The sequence below is a fragment of the Bacillus sp. FSL R9-9497 genome (assembly GCF_038005805.1).
In the GTDB taxonomy this organism is placed as follows: Bacteria; Bacillota; Bacilli; order Bacillales; family Bacillaceae_G; genus Bacillus_A; species Bacillus_A cereus.
In genome coordinates, this window is sequence record NZ_JBBOTY010000001.1 from 1,200,705 (window position 1) to 1,219,537 (window position 18,833).

The following is an 18,833-nucleotide window of genomic DNA, read 5'->3' on the forward strand; positions in this document are numbered from 1 at the left end:
GTTCGGTGGGGGATCAACTGCCCGTAAAAGCCCGATTGGTGAGAGCTGATTAAAGTTTCACTTTATAGTATGAGAAAGAATGTATGAACTATACAAATAATTCACATATAGTCCATACACTTTTGATTTTGCAGAGTAGTTTAATTGTTTAACTCTTTAATAATTATATCCAAACAATGGGAAAGACGTACATGTGCGTCAGGAAAAATATCTAGTTGATGAAGATAGTATTTTAAGGAACTTTTACACCATTGGTAAGCACTAAGTAGAGCTGCTCTATAGTCTGTAGTATTTTGTAAAAAGCCATATTCTTTTGCTGTTATAACGAGGTGTGTGAAATCTTCACAACCTTGAAGGAGCTTATTGTGTATTTGTTGTCCAGCATGGTAGCGAAATTGACTTAAAGGCTCAGAAATGTATATTGCATTTCCTTTAGAAAGTAAAGAAATCCATGAGGCCATATCAACACTACAAGAATATTGTCGCTCTTTAAGGGTGCCAAAAGGTTCAGTGAGCAATTCCTTTCGGAACAAGGTAGTTGTAGGCTCACCGATAATGTTGTGTCCACCCTTTAACATCCAATTACCTAAAAATATCCCGTTTAATGGGGTGTCTTCACTATATAACCTTTGTGTTGGATGGGAATCACCTATTAGATTTCCATGATCATCAATGCGTACTCGATAAGAAGTAACAAGAGCAAGATTTTTATTGGGATCTTGCTCAAAATAGGTCATCATTTTTTGTATTTTATGCTTATAAAACACGTCATCGTCCATTAAAAAATTTATATACTCACCATTTGATTTTTCTATGAGCATAAGGTCATTGTGAAATTGTCCTAGAGTAGGGATATTTCGAATGTATGTTATATTTTTATAATTTGGTAAGTATTGTTCGCGTATTAAAGTTGCTGTTTCATCATTTGTACTATCATCTCCGATGATGATTTCAATATTAGAATAAGTTTGTGCCAATGCACTTTCTAGAGCAATTTTGAAATAATGAGGCCGATTATAAGTGGGAATAAGGATGGAAACGAGAGGTGGATTTTTTTCATTCATCATACATAACTTCCTTTCAGAAGCTTTTTTTTGTAAGAACAATATCTTGGTAACTTGTATATTCATGTCTGCCGCACCATAAACCGTAATGCGGCTTATTGATTATTTCTAGGCCGTACTTATTCAATAGATTGCAAATATCTGTCTCAGGATAAGCAACTGCGAAATTCGGAATATCTTTATTTACAACGTAGCAATTTTCGATTCGATGATAAAAACCTAATGTACTTTGTCCTGCATTTAAATAATAGGACGATTCAGGATTTATAAGAAAGAATGTAATGAAACATCTCCCGTCTTTTTTTAATACACGTACAATTTCAGATACGTAATGTTCTAATTCTTTTGGGAGAAGATGCGTAAATACAGAAGTTAAAAAGATAAAATCGAATGTCCCGTCTTCATAGGGAAAACGATATTGAGAGGCATCTTCTTTTCCTTCTGGATTATAGAATTGATTGTATATGTCAACATGTTCAAAGTGAAAATTATTACGCATAGTTGAAATGTTATTTTGACACCAAGTAATTCCATCTTTAAACAAATCAAATCCATAATACGCTCCATCATCATGTAAGTAATTCAATAATGGTACAGCCATTCGGCCGACGCCGCAGCCTACATCTAATACTTTTTCATTTGGTTTTAAAGCGCCAATTTGAATAAAATGCTTTAGGAACTCTTTTCCAACTTTTTTGAAGTCGCCACCTACATATTGGACGAGTTCAGGAGGGGGGAGTAAAGTCATTTCTTTGTTAAGTTCGCTCATGAGTATACCCCTTTCTTGTATGAGAAGATGCAGTAAATCTATTAATAAAATTTTCAATTTGTAGTGAGAGAACACAGGAAAACAATTGTTATATGTAGGGAGATTCCGAAAAAGAATACTTAATTGGATTAGAAGTAAGAGAAGAATGAGTGAAAATGGAATCTCCTATAGATTAAATCTTTTTTATTCTTTTCTCCAATAAACACCAAATACATCAATTTTAGTAATAGGGGCTTTTAAATTCCGTTGATTTCTAAAGTCTGTCACAGCCTCAGCGCATGGTGGTAGCCCGTAGTCATCGATAATTATATAGCCACCTTTAGAAACTTTATCATATAAGTTCACGAGACCATCCATTGTGGATTCATACATATCACCATCAAGCCGTGCAATTGCAATTTTTTCAATTGGTGCTGTTGGTAAAGTATCTTTAAACCAGCCTTTTAAAAATTTCACTTGATCATTTAGTAAATCATATTTTTTGAAATTCTCTTGTACTTGTTCTAAAGAGACGCGTAAGTAATCGAATGTGTGTAAATAATCACCGTAATCTTTTGGATATTGTTCTAGATTCGGTGCTGGCAAACCTTCAAATGAATCTGCAACCCACACATTACGATCCGTAATGTTGTTTGCTTGTAAAAAACCATTCATAAAAATGCATGATCCTCCGCGCCATACACCTGTTTCAATAAAATCACCTTCTATATTTTCACGAACAACGGTTTCCATCGCCTCTTGTAATTGGTTCATACGTTCTCGACCAATCATGCTATGTGCTGCTCTTGGCCAATCCATTCCATCATGGCGTTCAATTTTTGAAACATTTGGTTTTACAATTTTTAAGTTATGGTTTTCAGCATATTGCTTAATGAATAAAGGGAGGGGGACTGTAACTGGTTCGAATTCTAGCTCTTTCGAAATATGTAGAGATGCGGGTAAGTATGCCTCATATTCTAACCATATTTCAAATAAAATTGTCTTTTTTAGCAATTCGAGGTAAAGCTGAACAGCAGATTTACTTTCCATATTTGTGCCTCCTGCAAAATGTCATACAACAATATGATTATGTACATAATGAACGTTTCATGATTGAATTTGAAATTGAAAAAGCAGTAAAACTGATATCAGTTTTACTGCTAAGTAAAAAATTAAGCAATTTTTTCAATAATAATGGATGCACTCGTGCCAAGAGCTAATGATAACCCAAGTCCTGTAACAATTACTTCAACTAATGATGGAGTTGTCGTAATTTGCGTAATGGCTTGAACAACGATAGGTGATCCAACTGAAATTAAACTCGTTCCAGTACCTGGTACAGGTACTCCGTTCACTTGGATTGTAAGACCTCCTAATAGACTTACTGCTGCAGTGTATACGATAACAGTAATTTTATAGAATCCAGTTTCACTAATTACGAAAGTATCAGCATCTAATTGAGAAATTGCTGTACCAAACTGAGATCCAACAGTATTAAATGGTACTGGAGCATTAAGTCCAAGATCCAAAGAAATCCCAGCGGAGTTAAATGCATATAGTCCTGCTGGAAGTCCTAGTCCTGATGGTCCAGTAGGTCCCGTAGGTCCAGTAGCCCCAGTTGGTCCAGTAGCCCCAGTGTCACCAGTCGGCCCCGTAAGTCCAGTAGCCCCAGTGTCACCAGTCGGCCCCGTAGGTCCAGTAGCCCCAGTGTCACCAGTCGGCCCCGTAGGTCCAGTAGCCCCAGTGTCACCAGTCGGCCCCGTAGGTCCAGTAGCCCCGGTGTCACCAGTCGGCCCCGTAGGTCCAGTAGTCCCAGTGTCACCAGTCGGTCCCGTAGGTCCAGTTGGCCCAGTCGGCCCAGTCGGTCCCGTAGGTACAGTCGGCCCAGTCGGTCCGGTCGGTCCCGTAGGCCCGGTCGGCCCAGTCGGAAGGGTAAACGGTGGTATCGGTGGTAATGTAGGTCCTACAAGATTAGGGTCAAATGCACTAGCTGATAAAGATTCATCGGGATTTAATCCATTTGAATAATTATTATTTGACATAAATTCACCTCCATAAAGCGTTCATTATATAGTAGATGCAAAACCGAAAGAAAATGACACGGACATTTGAATTATTGAAAAGAAATCTTAAACTACTTGAACAATTTAAAAAAATGGAAAGTTTAGTATATGTATAACATATGATTGATTTGGAAGAGGGTGATTATGTTGAACAAGCAAGGAATTACAATTAGTTTATGTATGATTGTTCGAGATGAGGAGGAGACAATAGCCCGTTGTTTAGACACAGTTGAAAAAATTGTGGATGAAATTATAGTGGTTGATACAGGCTCCGTCGATCGAACGAAAGAAATCGTAGAGAAATACACTTCTAACATATATGATTTCCAGTGGATTGATGATTTTGCAGCAGCAAGAAATTTTTCTTTTTCAAAAGCGACGCAAGAGTATATATTGTGGCTAGATGCAGATGACGTCTTATTAGAAGATGCTCAAGAAGCATTGAAACTTTTAAAAAGAGAATTAGATCCTAAAATTGATGCTGTTTCGATGCCTTATCACCTTGCAATGGATTCTAACGGGAAACCTTTATATTGTACAAAAAGAAATCGACTTGTAAAGCGTGAAAAACAATTTCAATGGTTTGGAAAGGTTCATGAGTATTTAGCTATTTCTGGTGAGGTTTTTAGTAGTAATGTTGCTATTACACATAAAAAAGAAAAAAAAGTAACAAATCGTAATTTGAAAATTTTTCAAAATACTGTAGCGGCAGGTGAAGAATTAAGTCCGAGAGATTTATTTTATTACGCAAATGAATCTACGGATAACCAAAAATATGATGATGCAGTTCTTCTATATGAAACATTTCTTAATCAAGACGAAGGATGGTATGAAGAGAAAATTTATGCATGTGGTAAGTTAGGAGATTGCTATGCAAAGCTCGGAATGTGGGAGAAGGCAATCGAATCTTGTGTGAAGTCGTTTCGGTATGACGTCCCTAGAGGAGAGAATTGTACAAGAATAGGATATATATATATGGAACAAGAAAAATATAATGAAGCGATATTTTGGTTTAAACTTGCTACGGAAGTACCAATGGCAACGGAAAGTCCTTTCCATAGTCCAGCTAGCTACACATGGCTACCCTATTTACAAATGTGTATTTGTTATAGCAGGTTAGGAGAGCAGGATAAAGCATATTATTACAATGAATTAGCAGCTTCTTATGTTCCGAATAATGCTGCAATTGAATATAACCGTAAATATTTTCGTGGAGTTTTTGATAAACCATATAAAGCGTAATAGGTTTCGTTTTTTGTAGAAATGATTTATCGTTATTCTAACTCTAATAGATTGGTTATATATTAGAGTATCAGTAACGTAACCAATATAGATAAAAAATTTTATACTGCTATTTGCGGACTAATAATCAATGGGGAGGAACAAAAACTGCACTTTATAGAATTCATATGAGATTTATATTTCTAATTCAATTTGCATAAGGAGTGTGTGAAATGAATCGCGAAAAAAGTTCTTTATATGAAGAAAAATCCGAACATTATTATAATGCAGCGAATCCGAATTTATTAAAGCATATAAAAAAGGAATGGAAAGAAGTTCTTGATATTGGTTGCTCGAGCGGTGCATTGGGAGCGGCTATTAAAGAAAATGGTACACGTGTATCAGGAATTGAGGCGTTTCCAGAGGCGGCAGAAAAAGCGAAAGAAAGACTAGATCATGTTATTTTAGGGGATATAGAAAAAATAGATCTTCCTTATGAGGAGGGGCAATTTGATTGCGTCATATTTGGGGATGTATTAGAGCATTTATTTGATCCGTGGGCTGTAATAGAAAAAGTAAAGCCATATATAAAGCAAAATGGTGTGATTTTAGCAAGTATACCAAACGTTGCTCATATTTCAGTATTAGCTCCCTTACTTGCTGGAAATTGGACGTATACAGAATATGGTTTATTAGATAAAACACATATTCGTTTCTTTACATTTAATGAAATGCTAAGAATGTTTTTAAAAGCAGGATATGTTATTAGTAAAGTAGATCGTGTATATGTTGATCATAAAATGTATGAACCGCTTATTGAGGAGTTATATGGAATTTGTAAAAAATATCGTCTTGGAAGTGGCTTCATGGCTGAGACAGTTGTATTTCAGTATATTATTGAAGCTGAAAAATCACAATTATGAGTGCTGCAGACAAAACAATATTATTTGTTACATGTATAAATGATCGGAAATTGTATGCAAACTGCGTGCGTCATATATTGCAATTGTTAGTACCGCCAGGGTATATTGTACAATTTATGCCGATTCGAAATGCGAAAAGTATGACGAGTGGATACAATCAAGCCATTTCGCATCCAGCGAAGTATAAAGTTTATTTACATCAAGATGTTTTTATTATAAATAGGGCTTTTTTATACGGATTACTTCAATTATTTGAGGAACATGAACACCTTGGGATGATTGGGATGGTTGGAGCGCAATATGTTCCTCCGACTGGCGTATGGAACGAAGGGCGTGGAATTGTAGGAAAGGTCATTGGTTATATGAATGATTTGTTTTATATGGCAAGTTTAGAACAACCGTATCATGAATCAAAAACATTTATTCCTGTAGAATGTATTGACGGTTTATTAATGGCGACACAATATGATGTTCCGTGGCGAGAAGATTTATTTGACGGATTTGATTTTTATGATGTATCTCAATCATTTGAATTTAAAAAAGCAGGATATACAGTCGGTGTACCTGTACAGCGCGATGCTTGGTGTATCCATTATCATTTTGATGTGAATATGACGAACTATGAAAAGTATCGGAAAATATTTGTGGAACACTATATGTCAGATGTAAATAAGGAAGAATAAAAGGGGGGACAAAAATGAAAGATCATACAATATTAGTCGTTGTTTGTGTAAATAATGAGGAGCTTTTCAAACAATGTGAGAGCCAAATAAGAAACATTTTTGTTCCCCCAGGTTACACAGTACAAATTTTTCCGATACGAGATGCACAAAGTATGGCAAGTGCTTACAACCGAGCCCTTTCATATCCAGCGAAATACAAAGTGTATATACACCAAGATACATATCTTATTAATCGAGACATGTTTTCTACACTTATATCTCTTTTTAAAGAAAATGAAAAGCTTGGTTTAATAGGAGTCGCTGGGGCTCAGTTTTTACCGAATAACGGGATATGGTGGGAAGGGAAAAATTTAGTAGGGAAAGTGATTGAGTATAGAAGACGGAATTATCAATTATTAAATTTAGATCAGGTTTTTTATGGTAATCAACCATTTTTGTCAGTTCAGGCAATTGATGGTTTATTCATGGCAACGCAGTATGATATTCCATGGCGAGAAGATTTGTTTCAAGGGTTTCACTTTTATGATGTGTCACAGTCTTTAGAGTTTCAAAGGGCTGGTTATTTAATCGGTATCCCAAATCAAGCAAATTTATGGTGTATTCATTACAACGGGGATGAGTTTGATGCGGATACATATGAGAAGTACCGGAAAGTGTTTGTAGAACATTACAAAGATATATTATCTCCATCATAAAGGAGAGATGCAAAGTGAAAGGAATTATTTTAGCAGGTGGTACTGGATCGAGATTATATCCAATAACGAAAGTAACGAATAAACATTTACTTCCTGTTGGTCGGTATCCGATGATTTATCATGCGGTATATAAGCTAAAACAATGCGATATTACAGATATTATGATTATTACAGGTAAAGAGCATATGGGGGATGTTGTTAGCTTTTTAGGGAGTGGTCATGAATTTGGAGTGTCCTTTACGTATCGTGTGCAAGATAAAGCGGGCGGGATCGCACAGGCGTTAGGGCTTTGTGAAGATTTCGTCGGGAATGATCGTATGGTAGTTATATTAGGGGATAATATTTTTTCAGATGATATTCTTCCGTATGTTGAAGAGTTTGCAAACCAAAAAGAAGGTGCGAAAGTGCTATTGCAATCTGTAGAAGATCCCGAAAGATTTGGCGTAGCACATATTCAAAACCGAAAAATAGTTGAAATTGAAGAAAAGCCGAAAGAGCCGAAAAGTTCTTATGCGGTTACGGGAATTTATTTGTATGATTCGAAAGTCTTTTCTTATATTAAAGAATTAAAACCTTCTGCACGGGGAGAACTTGAAATTACAGATATAAATAATTGGTATTTAAAGCGAGGGGTACTTACTTATAATGAAATGAGAGGCTGGTGGACTGATGCGGGAACTCATGCTTCGCTTCAAAAGGCGAATACGTTAGCACGGGATATTAATTTTGGGAAACAGTTTAACGGAGAATAGGTGAGAATATGAAAGTTGTAGAAACAAATTTTACCGATGCAAAATTGTTAGAACCGAGGTTGTTTGGAGACGATCGTGGCTTTTTTTCAGAGAGCTATAATAAGCAGGTGCTAGAAACATTAGGGATAACGTATTCATTTGTACAGGATAACGTATCTTATTCGGCTAAGGCAGGAACGATTCGGGGACTACACTTTCAAAAAAATCCGAAAGCACAAACGAAACTCATTCAAGTTATGCAAGGGGCAATTTATGATGTTATCGTTGATTTACGAAAAAAATCACCGACATTTAAACAATGGAAAGGATATATTTTAAGTGCAGATAACCATCGGCAATTACTAGTGCCAAAAGGGTTTGCACATGGATTTTGCACGCTTGTCCCGCATACTATCGTTATGTATAAAGTAGATGAATATTATAGCGCAGAGCATGACTCAGGATTACTTTGGGAAGATAAAGATTTAGCAATTCCTTGGCCAGTAACCGATCCTATATTGTCCGATAAGGATCAGATATTACCATTACTAGAGGAATATGAAGATAGTTTTTAAGTAGGAGAGTTGTTTATGAATATATTAGTAACAGGTGGGGCTGGATTTATTGGAAGTAATTTCGTTCATTACATGCTACAAAGTTATGAAACATATAAAATTATTAATTACGATGCATTAACATATAGTGGGAATTTAAATAACGTAAAATCTCTTCAGGATCACCCGAATTACTCTTTTGTAAAAGGAGAAATTCAAAATGGAGAGCTATTAGAACACGTTATAAAAGAGCGAGACGTACAAGTGATTGTAAATTTTGCAGCTGAATCACATGTGGACCGTAGTATTGAAAATCCGATTCCTTTTTATGATACAAATGTAATTGGAACGGTCACTTTATTAGAACTAGTTAAAAAATATTCGCATATAAAACTTGTGCAAGTGTCAACGGATGAAGTGTATGGCTCTTTAGGAAAAACAGGGAAGTTTACAGAGAAAACACCGTTAGCTCCAAATAGTCCATATTCTTCAAGTAAGGCGAGCGCGGACATGATAGCTCTATCTTACTATAAAACATATCAATTACCGGTTATAGTAACGCGTTGTTCTAACAATTATGGACCGTACCAGTATCCTGAAAAATTAATTCCATTAATGGTTACGAATGCACTAGAAGGAAAAAAACTACCGCTATATGGTGATGGTTTAAATGTAAGAGATTGGTTACATGTAACGGATCATTGCAGTGCGATTGATGTTGTTCTGCATAAGGGACGTGTCGGAGAAGTATATAATATAGGTGGAAATAATGAAAAAACAAATGTAGAAGTTGTGGAACAAATTATTACTCTTTTAGGAAAAACAAAAAAAGACATTGAATATGTTACAGATCGTTTAGGGCACGATCGTCGTTATGCGATTGATGCAGAGAAAATGAAGAATGAATTTGATTGGGAACCGAAATACACGTTTGAACAAGGATTACAAGAGACGGTGAAATGGTATGAAAAGAATAAGGAATGGTGGAAACCACTAAAAGACCAGTAAGGGGCATGTTAAATGAAAGAGAGGGTTATCATAACAGGAGCAAACGGTCAATTAGGAAAGCAACTATTTGAAGAGTTAGACTCTGAAGAATATGATATATATCCATTTGATAAAAAGTTATTAGATGTGACAAATATATCCCGAATACAACAAGTGGTACAAGAAATAAAACCACATATAATTATTCATTGTGCTGCCTATACGAAAGTAGATCATGCGGAGAAAGAACAGGATTTTGCGTATAGAATAAATGCAATCGGAGCTCGAAATGTAGCGGTTGCTTCACAATTAGTAGGGGCGAAGCTAGTTTATATTAGTACTGATTATGTATTTCAAGGTGCCAGACCAGATGGATACGACGAATTTCATAGTCCAGCGCCGATAAATATATATGGGGCCTCTAAGTATGCGGGGGAGCAGTTCGTCAAAGAGTTACATAATAAATATTTTATCGTTCGCACATCGTGGCTATATGGTAAATATGGAAATAATTTCGTGAAAACGATGATGCGATTAGGAAAAGAAAGAGATGAAATATCCGTTGTAGCGGATCAAGTTGGCTCTCCTACGTATGTGGCGGATTTAAATATGGTTATTAATAAGCTCATTCATACTTCTTTATACGGTACATACCACGTATCAAACAGTGGTTCATGCTCTTGGTTTGAATTTGCACAAAAGATATTTTCGTACGCCAATATGAAAGTGAATGTATTACCTGTTTCAACGGAAGAATTCGGGGCTGCAGCTGCGAGACCCAAATATTCTGTTTTTCAACATAACATGCTACGATTAAATGGTTTTTCACAAATGCCGTCTTGGGAAGAAGGATTAGAGCGCTTTTTTATAGAAACCAAAAGTCATTAACAAATTTCTGTTAATGACTTTTTTGTTTGCCTTTAAGCGGTTTTATGTTACTATAATTATAGTATCAGGTACTAATAACAAGTATAAGTATTTCTGGGAGGATATATCATGGAACTATTACAAGGGAAAACATTTGTTGTTATGGGCGTTGCGAACCAAAGAAGTATTGCATGGGGAATTGCTCGCTCTTTGCATAATGCAGGTGCAAAATTAATATTCACATATGCAGGAGAACGTTTAGAAAGAAACGTTCGTGAATTAGCGGACACATTAGAAGGACAAGAATCACTTGTATTACCTTGTGATGTAACGAATGATGAGGAACTTACAGCTTGCTTTGAAACAATTAAACAAGAAGTAGGTACTATTCACGGTGTAGCACATTGTATTGCTTTTGCAAATCGCGATGACTTAAAAGGTGAGTTTGTAGATACTTCTCGCGATGGATTTTTACTTGCACAAAATATTAGCGCATTCTCTTTAACAGCTGTAGCAAGAGAAGCAAAAAAAGTAATGACAGAAGGCGGAAATATTTTAACGTTAACATACCTTGGCGGCGAGCGTGTTGTGAAAAATTATAACGTTATGGGTGTTGCGAAAGCTTCATTAGAAGCGAGCGTGAAATATTTAGCGAACGATTTAGGTCAACATGGTATTCGCGTTAACGCTATTTCTGCAGGACCAATTCGTACGTTATCTGCAAAAGGTGTAGGTGATTTCAATTCAATCTTAAGAGAAATTGAGGAGCGCGCACCACTTCGTCGTACAACAACGCAAGAAGAAGTTGGCGATACAGCAGTATTCCTATTCAGTGATTTAGCACGCGGTGTAACAGGAGAAAACATTCACGTTGATTCAGGGTATCATATCCTAGGATAAATATAATATTAATTTTTAAAGGACAATCTCTAAATGCTGAGATTGTCCTTTTTATTTGTTCTGAGAAAGAACGATTTTTAACGAAAGTTCTTACTACGTGATGAATATAACTATAATAGTACACGATTTATTTAGCTACGTATGGAAGTGGGAGGGACGAGTGTGAAGAATAAAAATAAAAGTTCAACAGTTGGAAAACCGTTGTTATATATCACGCAAGTAAGTTTAGAACTTGCTGCACCGAAAATAAAAAGAATTATCCTGACAAACTTTGAAAATGAAGATCAAAAAGAGCAAAGTAATAAACAAGAAAATATTGTAAGTAGTGCTGTGGAAGAGGTAATAGAACAAGAACAACAAGAAGAGCAGCAAGTGGAAGAAAAAATAGAAGAAGAAAAAGAAGAACACATAGAACAAGAAGAGCAAGAACCAGAACCAGTAAGAACTGTCCCGTATAATAAATCATTTAAGGATATGAATAATGATGAAAAAATTCATTTTTTACTAAACCGCCCTCATTACATTCCGAAAGTAAGATGCAGAATAAAAACAGCTACAGTTTCTTATGTTGGATCAATCATATCGTATCGTAATGGCATTGTATCTATTATGCCGCAAAATAGTATGAGAGATATTAGGTTGTCTATAGATGATATCCAATCGATTAGTATGGCCGGCTTTTAAATATGTAAAGGTGGTAGAAAGCTTCTACCACCCCAATAGTTTTTAGTTTACTTTACGATAGAAACGTCGCGTAAGCATTGAATCGCACAGAAACAGCTTAAATCAACAGTAATGCAAGTAGTTGTCGATATTAATCTTGCATTTGGTACAGCTAAAAACGTACAAATTGGATCGTCACCAGGTGGTACCGGAGAACTGTCACCTAATACTACAGTTAATACACGTAGCACAGCACAGCTATCATCATCTACACTTTCCACACGGAAAATTGGAGATCGGCAGCTAGTAAGGCTTGCTGATGGTGCGAATGCTTCAAAAGGTTCTCCAGTTTTTGTGTATAAAATAAAAGGGCGTGTATTTGCTACTGATGCAGTATTGTGTGCACCTAAAAATGGGATTTCACAACCAGATCCACATGTTGTTGTAGAACAATCTTGTAATTCATTGATGAATTTTACAACGTCAACTACACAATGAGAAGAGCCATGGTGTTTATTTTCGTTACAACTCATTAATGTCACTCCTTATCTTCTTGTTTGTATTTACATTAATAAGATATTGGAGTCGAGGAGATTTGGTCACAATCTCAAGACCTTTTTTTTTAAATAGGCGAAAGAGGATAAGGGAAGGTGAAATTATGCTGTTTACAAGCTGGCTTTTATTTTTTATTTTCGCGTTAGCAGCTTTTAGGCTCACTCGTTTAATTGTATATGATAAAATAACAGCCTTTTTGCGAAGACCATTTATTGATGAATTAGAGATTACGGAGCCGGATGGAAGTGTATCAACGTTTACAAAAGTGAAAGGTAAAGGATTAAGAAAGTGGATTGGCGAATTATTAAGCTGTTATTGGTGTACAGGTGTATGGGTTAGTGCTTTTTTATTAGTTTTATATAATTGGATCCCTATCGTTGCGGAGCCGTTACTTGCATTATTAGCTATTGCAGGTGCAGCAGCAATCATTGAAACGATTACAGGATATTTTATGGGAGAATAATATATTTTCATAATACGAGAAAAAGCGGAGTTTAAAAGAATGAGGGAACGGAAATAAAAAGTTGTTCATATAGTAAATAGACAGAATTGACAGTAGAGGAGATGTTTGCTGTGAGCAATAATCCAAGGCAAAATTCATATGACCTGCAGCAGTGGTATCAAATACAGCAACAACACCAAGCACAACAACAGGCATATCAAGAACAATTACAACAACAAGGATTTGTGAAGAAAAAGGGATGCAATTGCGGGAAAAAGAAGAACACAATAAAACAATATGAAGAATGAAACACTCATGCTACTGTGAGTGTTTTTTATTATGTATAAAAAGCGGTATTTCTGTATTAGAAATACCGCTTTTTACTAGCTAATTTGTGCAACTGTTAATGCTGCCGCACGGATGTCTACAGTTCCAATTAACTCAACTGGCACAATTTGAATTAAGTCACCAGGATTTAAGTTAATAAGAATGACACCACTGGATACATCTACTTCACCAGTACCAATAACGTTAGAACGAACTGCTGTACCTGATCCAGGAATAATATTAGCTGGTGTATTTAATGATAAGAAGAAACGACCAGCTTCTGGTGCAGTAGGTACGTTATCAAGACTAATTGTTAATGTATAACTAATTTGATAAATACCAGCTCGTAGAATTCGAATGCCATCTCCGACACTTACTGTATCGTTGATTACAGGAACAGTAATATTTGGGTTTGGACTTACACTAGGTAATAGTAGTGGTGTAAATAGTGAAGCGAACTGAGGTGCAGAAGCATTGAAAGCAAAACCAAAGGCAGGTAGTGTACTAGCTGGTTTTGCCTCGCAATCGATTTTAGTAAATTCGCAATCAGAAGAGAACATGTTTTTCACTCCTTTATCTGTTTCTACTTTCAGTTAATGAAAAGGACAGGTTCTATGTTCTAGACAAGTTCCCAATTTTAAGAAATTTACATAAGAATACTCTTTAAGCATGGATTGGGTGGCAGAATTATCTGCCACCCAATCCATGCTTAACTCATTATTTAGTTTTAAATAGAAACATCACGTAAGCATTGAATAGCGCAGAAGCAACTTAAATCAACAGTAATGCAAGTGGAGGTTGATATTAGTCTTGCATTTGGTACAGCTAAAAACGTACAGATTGGGTCGTCACCAGGTGGTACAGCGGTACCATCACCTAAAACTACAGTTAATACACGCAATACAGCACAGTCGTCATCATCTATACTTTCTACGCGGAAAATGGGAGATCGGCAACTAGTAAGGCTTGAAGATGGTGCAAATGCTTCGAAAGGTTCTCCGGTTTTTGTGTATAAAATAAAAGGACGTGTATTCGCTACTGATGCATTGTTATGTGCACCTAAAAATGGAACTTCGCAACCAGATCCACATGTTGTCGTTGCACATTCTTGTAGTTCATGTATAAAACGAACGACATTCGATACACAGTTGAAATCACACTCATGTTGATGATCTTCATTACAATTGCAGCTCATTATGTTCACTCCTTCTCGTGAGTTCTGACATACACTATTACAATATGAGTGGGATATGGCTGATATTACGTTAATTCTCACGATAAAAACAAGGAATTTATATAGGAGGGATGTACATAGCGTGATATAAAAAAAGACATCCTTATTTAGTGGATGTCTTTTCAGGTAAATCTTTTCGCACAGTATATAAAAAACGAGATATATCTAATTTCTTTCCTCTGAAAAATTGCGGAGAAGAAATGTAAAGTTCTTCTTTCGCACGTGTAATGGCGACATACAGTAACCGGCGTTCTTCTTCTAACGCTTCAGAAGTTTCCGTAACACGATCATTTGCATCTTTTAAAGAAGAAGTATGGGGCAGGATTCCATCACTCGCTCCAAGTAAAAAGACACATGGAAATTCAAGGCCTTTTGCGTTATGAATTGACATAAGTGAAACGGCATCTTTTTGCGGCATTGTTTTTAATGCTTCCATTTCTTTTTGACCTTGAATCGCCTCGTCGATAAATTGTAAATAAGCTGGAATATCGGTGAAACGAGTGGCAGACTCCATTAATTCTTCCAACATTTCTTCTTGTATGTCTTTATGCATTGTAAAGGAAGAACGATCGTTACTTTGCAAGTACTCTAAATATTTTCCTTTACCATGAATGATTTCTTTTAATGCTTTTTTCGGTTCTAATTCTTTAATAAACTTAATAAAATCGATGCGCTCATTTACCTTTTTCACTTGAAAAGGTTTTAAGCTTGGATTTAATAGTAAGAAATGAAGAAGAGAAGGGAAGCGCCCCTCACCATATTTCCATTGTTCACGTTCAATAAATGAAATACAATCATCACGTCCGATATACATCGTCGGCAATATGTTTGAAAGGGATTCTAGTCGAAACGGCTCAATCACGAGTCTTAAATGATCTAATACAGGCTTAATTAAAGAATGTTCATAAAATGATTGGCTCGCCCCGTGTTTAATAAACGGGATTTTATGAATGGTAAGCTGATCAAGTAACGAACGACTTACAGAATGTGTGCGATACAGTAAACAAAAATCTTTATAGTTTCGTTCACCGCTATCTACTTTTTCTTGAATGAGCTGTAAAATTTGATTTGCTTCATCAAGAGTCGTAGCAGGTCTTGAATAAAAAGGTTGTACACCTTCCTCACGAACGGAGTATAGCTCTTTATCAAAACGTTCTTGATTTAATTTTATAACTTCATTTCCAAGCCCGACGATAAAGGGATTGGATCGATAATTCGTATTTAGTGCAATGATTGTTGTGTTATCAAATTCTTTTGGAAAAGATAAAATAATTTGGTGACTTGCTCCTCGCCAGCCGTATATCGCCTGGTCGTCATCACCTGCGATAAATAAATTATTTCTTGGCGTGGCTAACAATTTTACAATTTCATATTGTGCATAGGATGTATCTTGAAACTCATCTACTTCAATGTAGTGAAAACGTTGTTGTAATTGAGTTAGTAAAGGAGCATTATTTTCTAACATATAATATGTTTCCAATAAGATGTCATCGAAATCAATATAATTGTATCTTTGTTTTACCTCTTCAAAACGTTCGTATACTTCTTTAAATTCTTGTTCGACTGGTGTTTTCGCTTTTACATCTTTCGGACGATTTAATTTGTTTTTCTCAAGTGAAATCATCGCGAGCATCGTTTCCGCATCGTAATCGTCTTTTAAACGCAATTCTTTTAAAATTTTTTTTATCATAATTTGTTTATGTTTTTCATTTGCTAAAATTTGCTGATTATACCCTTGACTACGAAGCAATTTTAAGAAAACAGAGTGGAATGTACCAGCAACAACGTAGCTACTTGCTGCATGATTCATACCTGGTAACTTCGCAACACGACTTCGGATTTCTTCAGCTGCTTTTTGTGTAAATGTAAGTAATAAAATATTTCGTGGATGAACTTGTTTTACATTTACTAAATAACCAACGCGAGTTGTTAAAACAGATGTTTTCCCGCTTCCGGCACCAGCTAGTGTAAGAACAGGACCTTCTGTTGTGCGCACGGCTTCTAATTGTTTTTCGTTTAAAAAAACATTTTGTTGCTCGAGAGCGCGGAAATAAGCCGCATCTACATCTTCTTCCATAATTAAATGGGTAGATGTTTTTGGAATATGAAATGTCGCACGCGGAATATCAGCGTGTGTTAACGATTTTTGTGAAAATTTTTCTTGTGTCATATGTTCACCTTCAAAACTATAGCATCAACATTTAACTTTAGCGGAAGAAAAAGAAAATAGCAATGTAAAAAAACAGGAGGGGTCACCTCCTGCTTTCAAATTACAATTCTTTTATCATTACGACGTGCGGGATATTTGCTTCCATAAATACATCAGAACTTGTTACATATCCAAGTTTTTTATAGAAATCTTCAGCATGTGTTTGAGCGTGAAGTTTCAATTTCGGTAGCGAATTTTCTTTTGCATACGCTTCAAGCGAATCCATAACAATTTTTCCGATGCCTTTTTTACGATGGGAATTTAGCACGCAAATGCGTTCCATTTTTCCGATACCATCAAGGGTGCGAAAACGTCCAGCACCAACTGGAACATCATTGTCATATATAACAACGTGTGTTGAAGTTTCTTCAAACTCATCGTACTCTTCTTCAGCAGAGACACGTTGTTCATTTACAAACACTTGTTTACGTACAGAGAATGCATCTCTTAGTTGTTCGTCCGTTTGTACAATCTGTGCGTGCAAATTAGTTGTTCCCCTTTCCAAGACGGAATGTTTCGTGTACAGTCCATGTTCCATTTTCTAATTGATATAGAAGATGGAAACGATCAATTGGTTGTTCGTAATAGAAATCTTTCATACGTAATCGGCCCAACACATCAGCATGCTCTGCATCTGATAAGCCTTGTCCGATTGTTAAATGAGGTACGAAAGCATATTCGCGTTCTTGCGTGAATAACCCGCTATGCATTTCTTCATTTAAGAAAGTAAGTTCAGGTGTTTTTTCTACTTTAAAGTAAAGGACGTTATTAACAGGTGCGAATGAACCAACTTTCCCAACATGAAGGGTGAAAGGGTTCGTTTTACTTGCGATTGTATGTAACTCGTTTACAATCGACTCTAATTGTTCATCTTGCGCCTCAAAGGGTGTTTTCAATGTAATATGTGGCGGAACTAATGCGTAGTGCGGGTCATAACGTTTACGCAATCCGTTCGCTTTATCTTGAATCATTTTAGATGGAAAAATTACAATGCCTAATTTCATGTTCCAATTCCTCCCTTTGTAAGTCTAGTTAGATTTTGAGATAAATAAATCTCTTTATCTATTATATCAAATTATTCTGAATACTGCTCTCTATTATTTCATTGATAGAATATGAGAGAAGGCTTTCGGTAAATCAGTCTGCCAATATTTCCAAGTATGATTGCCTTCAAATTCCTCGTAATGCGTGATGAAGTTTCTAGCTGTAAGAAGCGTATTTAACTCACGGTTCGGCCCTACGAAATCAGATACTTGTCCATCAGTACGCTTTACAGCCGTTTCTTCTGTACCGATGACGTGATACAGTTCTAATGCCTGTGGATCTTTGAATTCTTTTGCTAAGTTCATCACTGTCTCATCCACAAATGGTGATTGCATAACGACTTTACCGAATGTATGCGGATACATAATTGCAGTCATAAAGGAAACTGTTCCGCCAAGAGAATCACCAATTAACACACGACCTTTCCCCATTTGGTACGTTGGATAATTTTCATCAATATATGGTGCAAGCTCGTGAGCAAGGAAACGAATATATGCAGCATTTTTTACTTCATTTGGGAAATATTTTTCTTTACGATCATGTACATTTTTATATGGAATACCGACAATAATTGTACGGTCAATTTCTTCGGTTTCACGAAGGCGCTCAATTACACGGTGCGCTTTACCGAGCTGAAAATAATCTCTACCATCTTGTGCAATTACAACTGTATGTTTGTGCAGTGGTGTGTAATTTACTGGTAAATAAACGAGAAGTGTAACGTCTTCTTGAAGTGATGCGCTATAAAATGAAATTTCTTCAATTCTCCCTATTGTTTGACTCATGTAGATCCCCCTAAATAAAAATTTACTGTAACGATTGTAAGAGCGACGCTTGTAGTGAAAAGGAAAGAAATATTCACTAATTGGTGCCTTAATTTCTATTTTACCATAATGGTACGAAGAATCTAAAAAATTAGTATT

Annotated in this window: 23 protein-coding genes; 12 read left to right on the forward strand and 11 right to left on the reverse strand. The window is 36.0% G+C overall.

Going from position 1 to position 18,833, the window contains the following annotated elements; genetic code table 11:
• Positions 1 to 140: 140 nt before the first annotated feature.
• The 4 genes from MKY21_RS06215 to MKY21_RS06230 form a co-directional block, all read right to left on the reverse strand.
• Complete coding sequence (locus MKY21_RS06215; RefSeq protein ID WP_002004643.1) at positions 141 to 1,067, reverse strand: glycosyltransferase family 2 protein; 927 nt, start codon at positions 1,065 to 1,067, stop codon at positions 141 to 143.
• Positions 1,068 to 1,080: 13 nt separating this feature from the next.
• A complete protein-coding gene (locus MKY21_RS06220; RefSeq protein WP_001292836.1) occupies positions 1,081 to 1,833 on the reverse strand; it encodes a class I SAM-dependent methyltransferase in 753 nt (250 codons plus the stop codon).
• A gap of 183 nt (positions 1,834 to 2,016) precedes the next feature.
• Complete coding sequence (locus MKY21_RS06225) at positions 2,017 to 2,862, reverse strand: TylF/MycF family methyltransferase (protein ID WP_341075746.1); 846 nt, start codon at positions 2,860 to 2,862, stop codon at positions 2,017 to 2,019.
• 122 nt (positions 2,863 to 2,984) lie between these two features.
• Positions 2,985 to 3,854: a BclA C-terminal domain-containing protein gene (locus MKY21_RS06230; protein ID WP_240853213.1), complete on the reverse strand. Its 870-nt coding sequence runs from the start codon at positions 3,852 to 3,854 to the stop codon at positions 2,985 to 2,987.
• A 165-nt stretch (positions 3,855 to 4,019) separates the two neighbouring features.
• Here MKY21_RS06230 and MKY21_RS06235 point away from each other — a divergent pair, with 165 nt between their 5' ends.
• The 10 genes from MKY21_RS06235 (at position 4,020) to MKY21_RS06280 (ending at position 12,120) form a co-directional block, all read left to right on the forward strand.
• Positions 4,020 to 5,117 carry a glycosyltransferase gene (locus tag MKY21_RS06235; RefSeq protein WP_000932907.1) on the forward strand — a complete coding sequence of 366 codons (1,098 nt, stop codon included), beginning with the start codon at positions 4,020 to 4,022 and terminating at the stop codon, positions 5,115 to 5,117.
• A 212-nt stretch (positions 5,118 to 5,329) separates the two neighbouring features.
• Positions 5,330 to 6,019 carry a class I SAM-dependent methyltransferase gene (locus tag MKY21_RS06240; protein WP_001078431.1) on the forward strand — a complete coding sequence of 230 codons (690 nt, stop codon included), beginning with the start codon at positions 5,330 to 5,332 and terminating at the stop codon, positions 6,017 to 6,019.
• The gene (locus MKY21_RS06245) at positions 6,016 to 6,702 is read left to right on the forward strand and encodes a glycosyltransferase family protein (RefSeq protein WP_001271183.1); all 687 of its coding nucleotides are present in this window, start codon (positions 6,016 to 6,018) and stop codon (positions 6,700 to 6,702) included. The genes MKY21_RS06240 and MKY21_RS06245 overlap by 4 nt, the downstream gene beginning before the upstream one ends.
• A gap of 14 nt (positions 6,703 to 6,716) precedes the next feature.
• A complete protein-coding gene (locus MKY21_RS06250; RefSeq protein WP_000651520.1) occupies positions 6,717 to 7,397 on the forward strand; it encodes a glycosyltransferase family protein in 681 nt (226 codons plus the stop codon).
• A gap of 14 nt (positions 7,398 to 7,411) precedes the next feature.
• Complete coding sequence (locus MKY21_RS06255) at positions 7,412 to 8,149, forward strand: sugar phosphate nucleotidyltransferase (protein ID WP_341075752.1); 738 nt, start codon at positions 7,412 to 7,414, stop codon at positions 8,147 to 8,149.
• Positions 8,150 to 8,157: 8 nt separating this feature from the next.
• Positions 8,158 to 8,703: a dTDP-4-dehydrorhamnose 3,5-epimerase gene (gene rfbC / locus MKY21_RS06260; RefSeq protein ID WP_000869413.1), complete on the forward strand. Its 546-nt coding sequence runs from the start codon at positions 8,158 to 8,160 to the stop codon at positions 8,701 to 8,703.
• 15 nt (positions 8,704 to 8,718) lie between these two features.
• A complete protein-coding gene (gene rfbB / locus MKY21_RS06265) occupies positions 8,719 to 9,690 on the forward strand; it encodes a dTDP-glucose 4,6-dehydratase (protein ID WP_001024171.1) in 972 nt (323 codons plus the stop codon).
• 12 nt (positions 9,691 to 9,702) lie between these two features.
• A complete protein-coding gene (gene rfbD / locus MKY21_RS06270) occupies positions 9,703 to 10,557 on the forward strand; it encodes a dTDP-4-dehydrorhamnose reductase (protein WP_000664648.1) in 855 nt (284 codons plus the stop codon).
• 108 nt (positions 10,558 to 10,665) lie between these two features.
• The gene (gene fabI / locus MKY21_RS06275) at positions 10,666 to 11,436 is read left to right on the forward strand and encodes an enoyl-ACP reductase FabI (protein ID WP_000421886.1); all 771 of its coding nucleotides are present in this window, start codon (positions 10,666 to 10,668) and stop codon (positions 11,434 to 11,436) included.
• A gap of 141 nt (positions 11,437 to 11,577) precedes the next feature.
• Positions 11,578 to 12,120: a spore coat CotO family protein gene (locus MKY21_RS06280; protein WP_098601384.1), complete on the forward strand. Its 543-nt coding sequence runs from the start codon at positions 11,578 to 11,580 to the stop codon at positions 12,118 to 12,120.
• 47 nt (positions 12,121 to 12,167) lie between these two features.
• Here MKY21_RS06280 and exsY read toward each other — a convergent pair whose 3' ends face one another.
• A complete protein-coding gene (exsY, locus tag MKY21_RS06285) occupies positions 12,168 to 12,632 on the reverse strand; it encodes an exosporium assembly protein ExsY (RefSeq protein ID WP_001277740.1) in 465 nt (154 codons plus the stop codon).
• A gap of 125 nt (positions 12,633 to 12,757) precedes the next feature.
• Between exsY and MKY21_RS06290 the strand changes: the two genes are divergently transcribed.
• Positions 12,758 to 13,117 carry a DUF1360 domain-containing protein gene (locus MKY21_RS06290; RefSeq protein ID WP_000899662.1) on the forward strand — a complete coding sequence of 120 codons (360 nt, stop codon included), beginning with the start codon at positions 12,758 to 12,760 and terminating at the stop codon, positions 13,115 to 13,117.
• A gap of 101 nt (positions 13,118 to 13,218) precedes the next feature.
• Positions 13,219 to 13,404, forward strand: a complete 186-nt coding sequence (locus MKY21_RS06295) for a hypothetical protein (RefSeq protein WP_033682795.1) — start codon at positions 13,219 to 13,221, stop codon at positions 13,402 to 13,404.
• Between the two features lie 75 nt (positions 13,405 to 13,479).
• On the opposite strand, the gene exsF is transcribed toward MKY21_RS06295, so the two are convergent.
• From exsF to MKY21_RS06325, 6 genes are all read right to left on the reverse strand, one after another.
• Positions 13,480 to 13,983, reverse strand: a complete 504-nt coding sequence (exsF, locus tag MKY21_RS06300; protein ID WP_000492942.1) for an exosporium protein ExsF — start codon at positions 13,981 to 13,983, stop codon at positions 13,480 to 13,482.
• A 167-nt stretch (positions 13,984 to 14,150) separates the two neighbouring features.
• Positions 14,151 to 14,618, reverse strand: a complete 468-nt coding sequence (gene cotY / locus MKY21_RS06305) for a spore coat protein CotY (RefSeq protein ID WP_001277719.1) — start codon at positions 14,616 to 14,618, stop codon at positions 14,151 to 14,153.
• A 142-nt stretch (positions 14,619 to 14,760) separates the two neighbouring features.
• Positions 14,761 to 16,827 carry an ATP-dependent helicase gene (locus tag MKY21_RS06310; protein ID WP_044795499.1) on the reverse strand — a complete coding sequence of 689 codons (2,067 nt, stop codon included), beginning with the start codon at positions 16,825 to 16,827 and terminating at the stop codon, positions 14,761 to 14,763.
• Between the two features lie 100 nt (positions 16,828 to 16,927).
• On the reverse strand, positions 16,928 to 17,350 hold the full coding sequence (locus tag MKY21_RS06315) for a GNAT family N-acetyltransferase (protein ID WP_000543307.1): 423 nt from the start codon (positions 17,348 to 17,350) through the stop codon (positions 16,928 to 16,930).
• A 1-nt stretch (position 17,351) separates the two neighbouring features.
• Positions 17,352 to 17,870, reverse strand: coding sequence for a YjcG family protein (locus MKY21_RS06320; RefSeq protein WP_000765863.1), 519 nt, complete (start codon positions 17,868 to 17,870; stop codon positions 17,352 to 17,354).
• Positions 17,871 to 17,963: 93 nt separating this feature from the next.
• Positions 17,964 to 18,695 carry an alpha/beta hydrolase gene (locus MKY21_RS06325; RefSeq protein ID WP_000084008.1) on the reverse strand — a complete coding sequence of 244 codons (732 nt, stop codon included), beginning with the start codon at positions 18,693 to 18,695 and terminating at the stop codon, positions 17,964 to 17,966.
• Between the last annotated feature and the right edge of the window lie 138 nt (positions 18,696 to 18,833).

Bases quoted from the DNA above. Each gene is read 5' to 3' on its own strand.
- MKY21_RS06215 (WP_002004643.1), bottom strand. From the start codon at position 1,067: ATGATGAATGAAAAAAATCCACCTCTCGTTTCCATCCTTATTCCCACT.
- MKY21_RS06220 (WP_001292836.1), bottom strand. From the start codon at position 1,833: ATGAGCGAACTTAACAAAGAAATGACTTTACTCCCCCCTCCTGAACTC.
- MKY21_RS06225 (WP_341075746.1), bottom strand. From the start codon at position 2,862: ATGGAAAGTAAATCTGCTGTTCAGCTTTACCTCGAATTGCTAAAAAAG.
- MKY21_RS06230 (WP_240853213.1), bottom strand. From the start codon at position 3,854: ATGTCAAATAATAATTATTCAAATGGATTAAATCCCGATGAATCTTTA.
- MKY21_RS06235 (WP_000932907.1), top strand. From the start codon at position 4,020: ATGTTGAACAAGCAAGGAATTACAATTAGTTTATGTATGATTGTTCGA.
- MKY21_RS06240 (WP_001078431.1), top strand. From the start codon at position 5,330: ATGAATCGCGAAAAAAGTTCTTTATATGAAGAAAAATCCGAACATTAT.
- MKY21_RS06245 (WP_001271183.1), top strand. From the start codon at position 6,016: ATGAGTGCTGCAGACAAAACAATATTATTTGTTACATGTATAAATGAT.
- MKY21_RS06250 (WP_000651520.1), top strand. From the start codon at position 6,717: ATGAAAGATCATACAATATTAGTCGTTGTTTGTGTAAATAATGAGGAG.
- rfbC (WP_000869413.1), top strand. From the start codon at position 8,158: ATGAAAGTTGTAGAAACAAATTTTACCGATGCAAAATTGTTAGAACCG.
- rfbB (WP_001024171.1), top strand. From the start codon at position 8,719: ATGAATATATTAGTAACAGGTGGGGCTGGATTTATTGGAAGTAATTTC.
- rfbD (WP_000664648.1), top strand. From the start codon at position 9,703: ATGAAAGAGAGGGTTATCATAACAGGAGCAAACGGTCAATTAGGAAAG.
- fabI (WP_000421886.1), top strand. From the start codon at position 10,666: ATGGAACTATTACAAGGGAAAACATTTGTTGTTATGGGCGTTGCGAAC.
- MKY21_RS06280 (WP_098601384.1), top strand. From the start codon at position 11,578: ATGGAAGTGGGAGGGACGAGTGTGAAGAATAAAAATAAAAGTTCAACA.
- exsY (WP_001277740.1), bottom strand. From the start codon at position 12,632: ATGAGTTGTAACGAAAATAAACACCATGGCTCTTCTCATTGTGTAGTT.
- MKY21_RS06290 (WP_000899662.1), top strand. From the start codon at position 12,758: ATGCTGTTTACAAGCTGGCTTTTATTTTTTATTTTCGCGTTAGCAGCT.
- MKY21_RS06295 (WP_033682795.1), top strand. From the start codon at position 13,219: ATGTTTGCTGTGAGCAATAATCCAAGGCAAAATTCATATGACCTGCAG.
- exsF (WP_000492942.1), bottom strand. From the start codon at position 13,983: ATGTTCTCTTCTGATTGCGAATTTACTAAAATCGATTGCGAGGCAAAA.
- cotY (WP_001277719.1), bottom strand. From the start codon at position 14,618: ATGAGCTGCAATTGTAATGAAGATCATCAACATGAGTGTGATTTCAAC.
- MKY21_RS06310 (WP_044795499.1), bottom strand. From the start codon at position 16,827: ATGACACAAGAAAAATTTTCACAAAAATCGTTAACACACGCTGATATT.
- MKY21_RS06320 (WP_000765863.1), bottom strand. From the start codon at position 17,870: ATGAAATTAGGCATTGTAATTTTTCCATCTAAAATGATTCAAGATAAA.
- MKY21_RS06325 (WP_000084008.1), bottom strand. From the start codon at position 18,695: ATGAGTCAAACAATAGGGAGAATTGAAGAAATTTCATTTTATAGCGCA.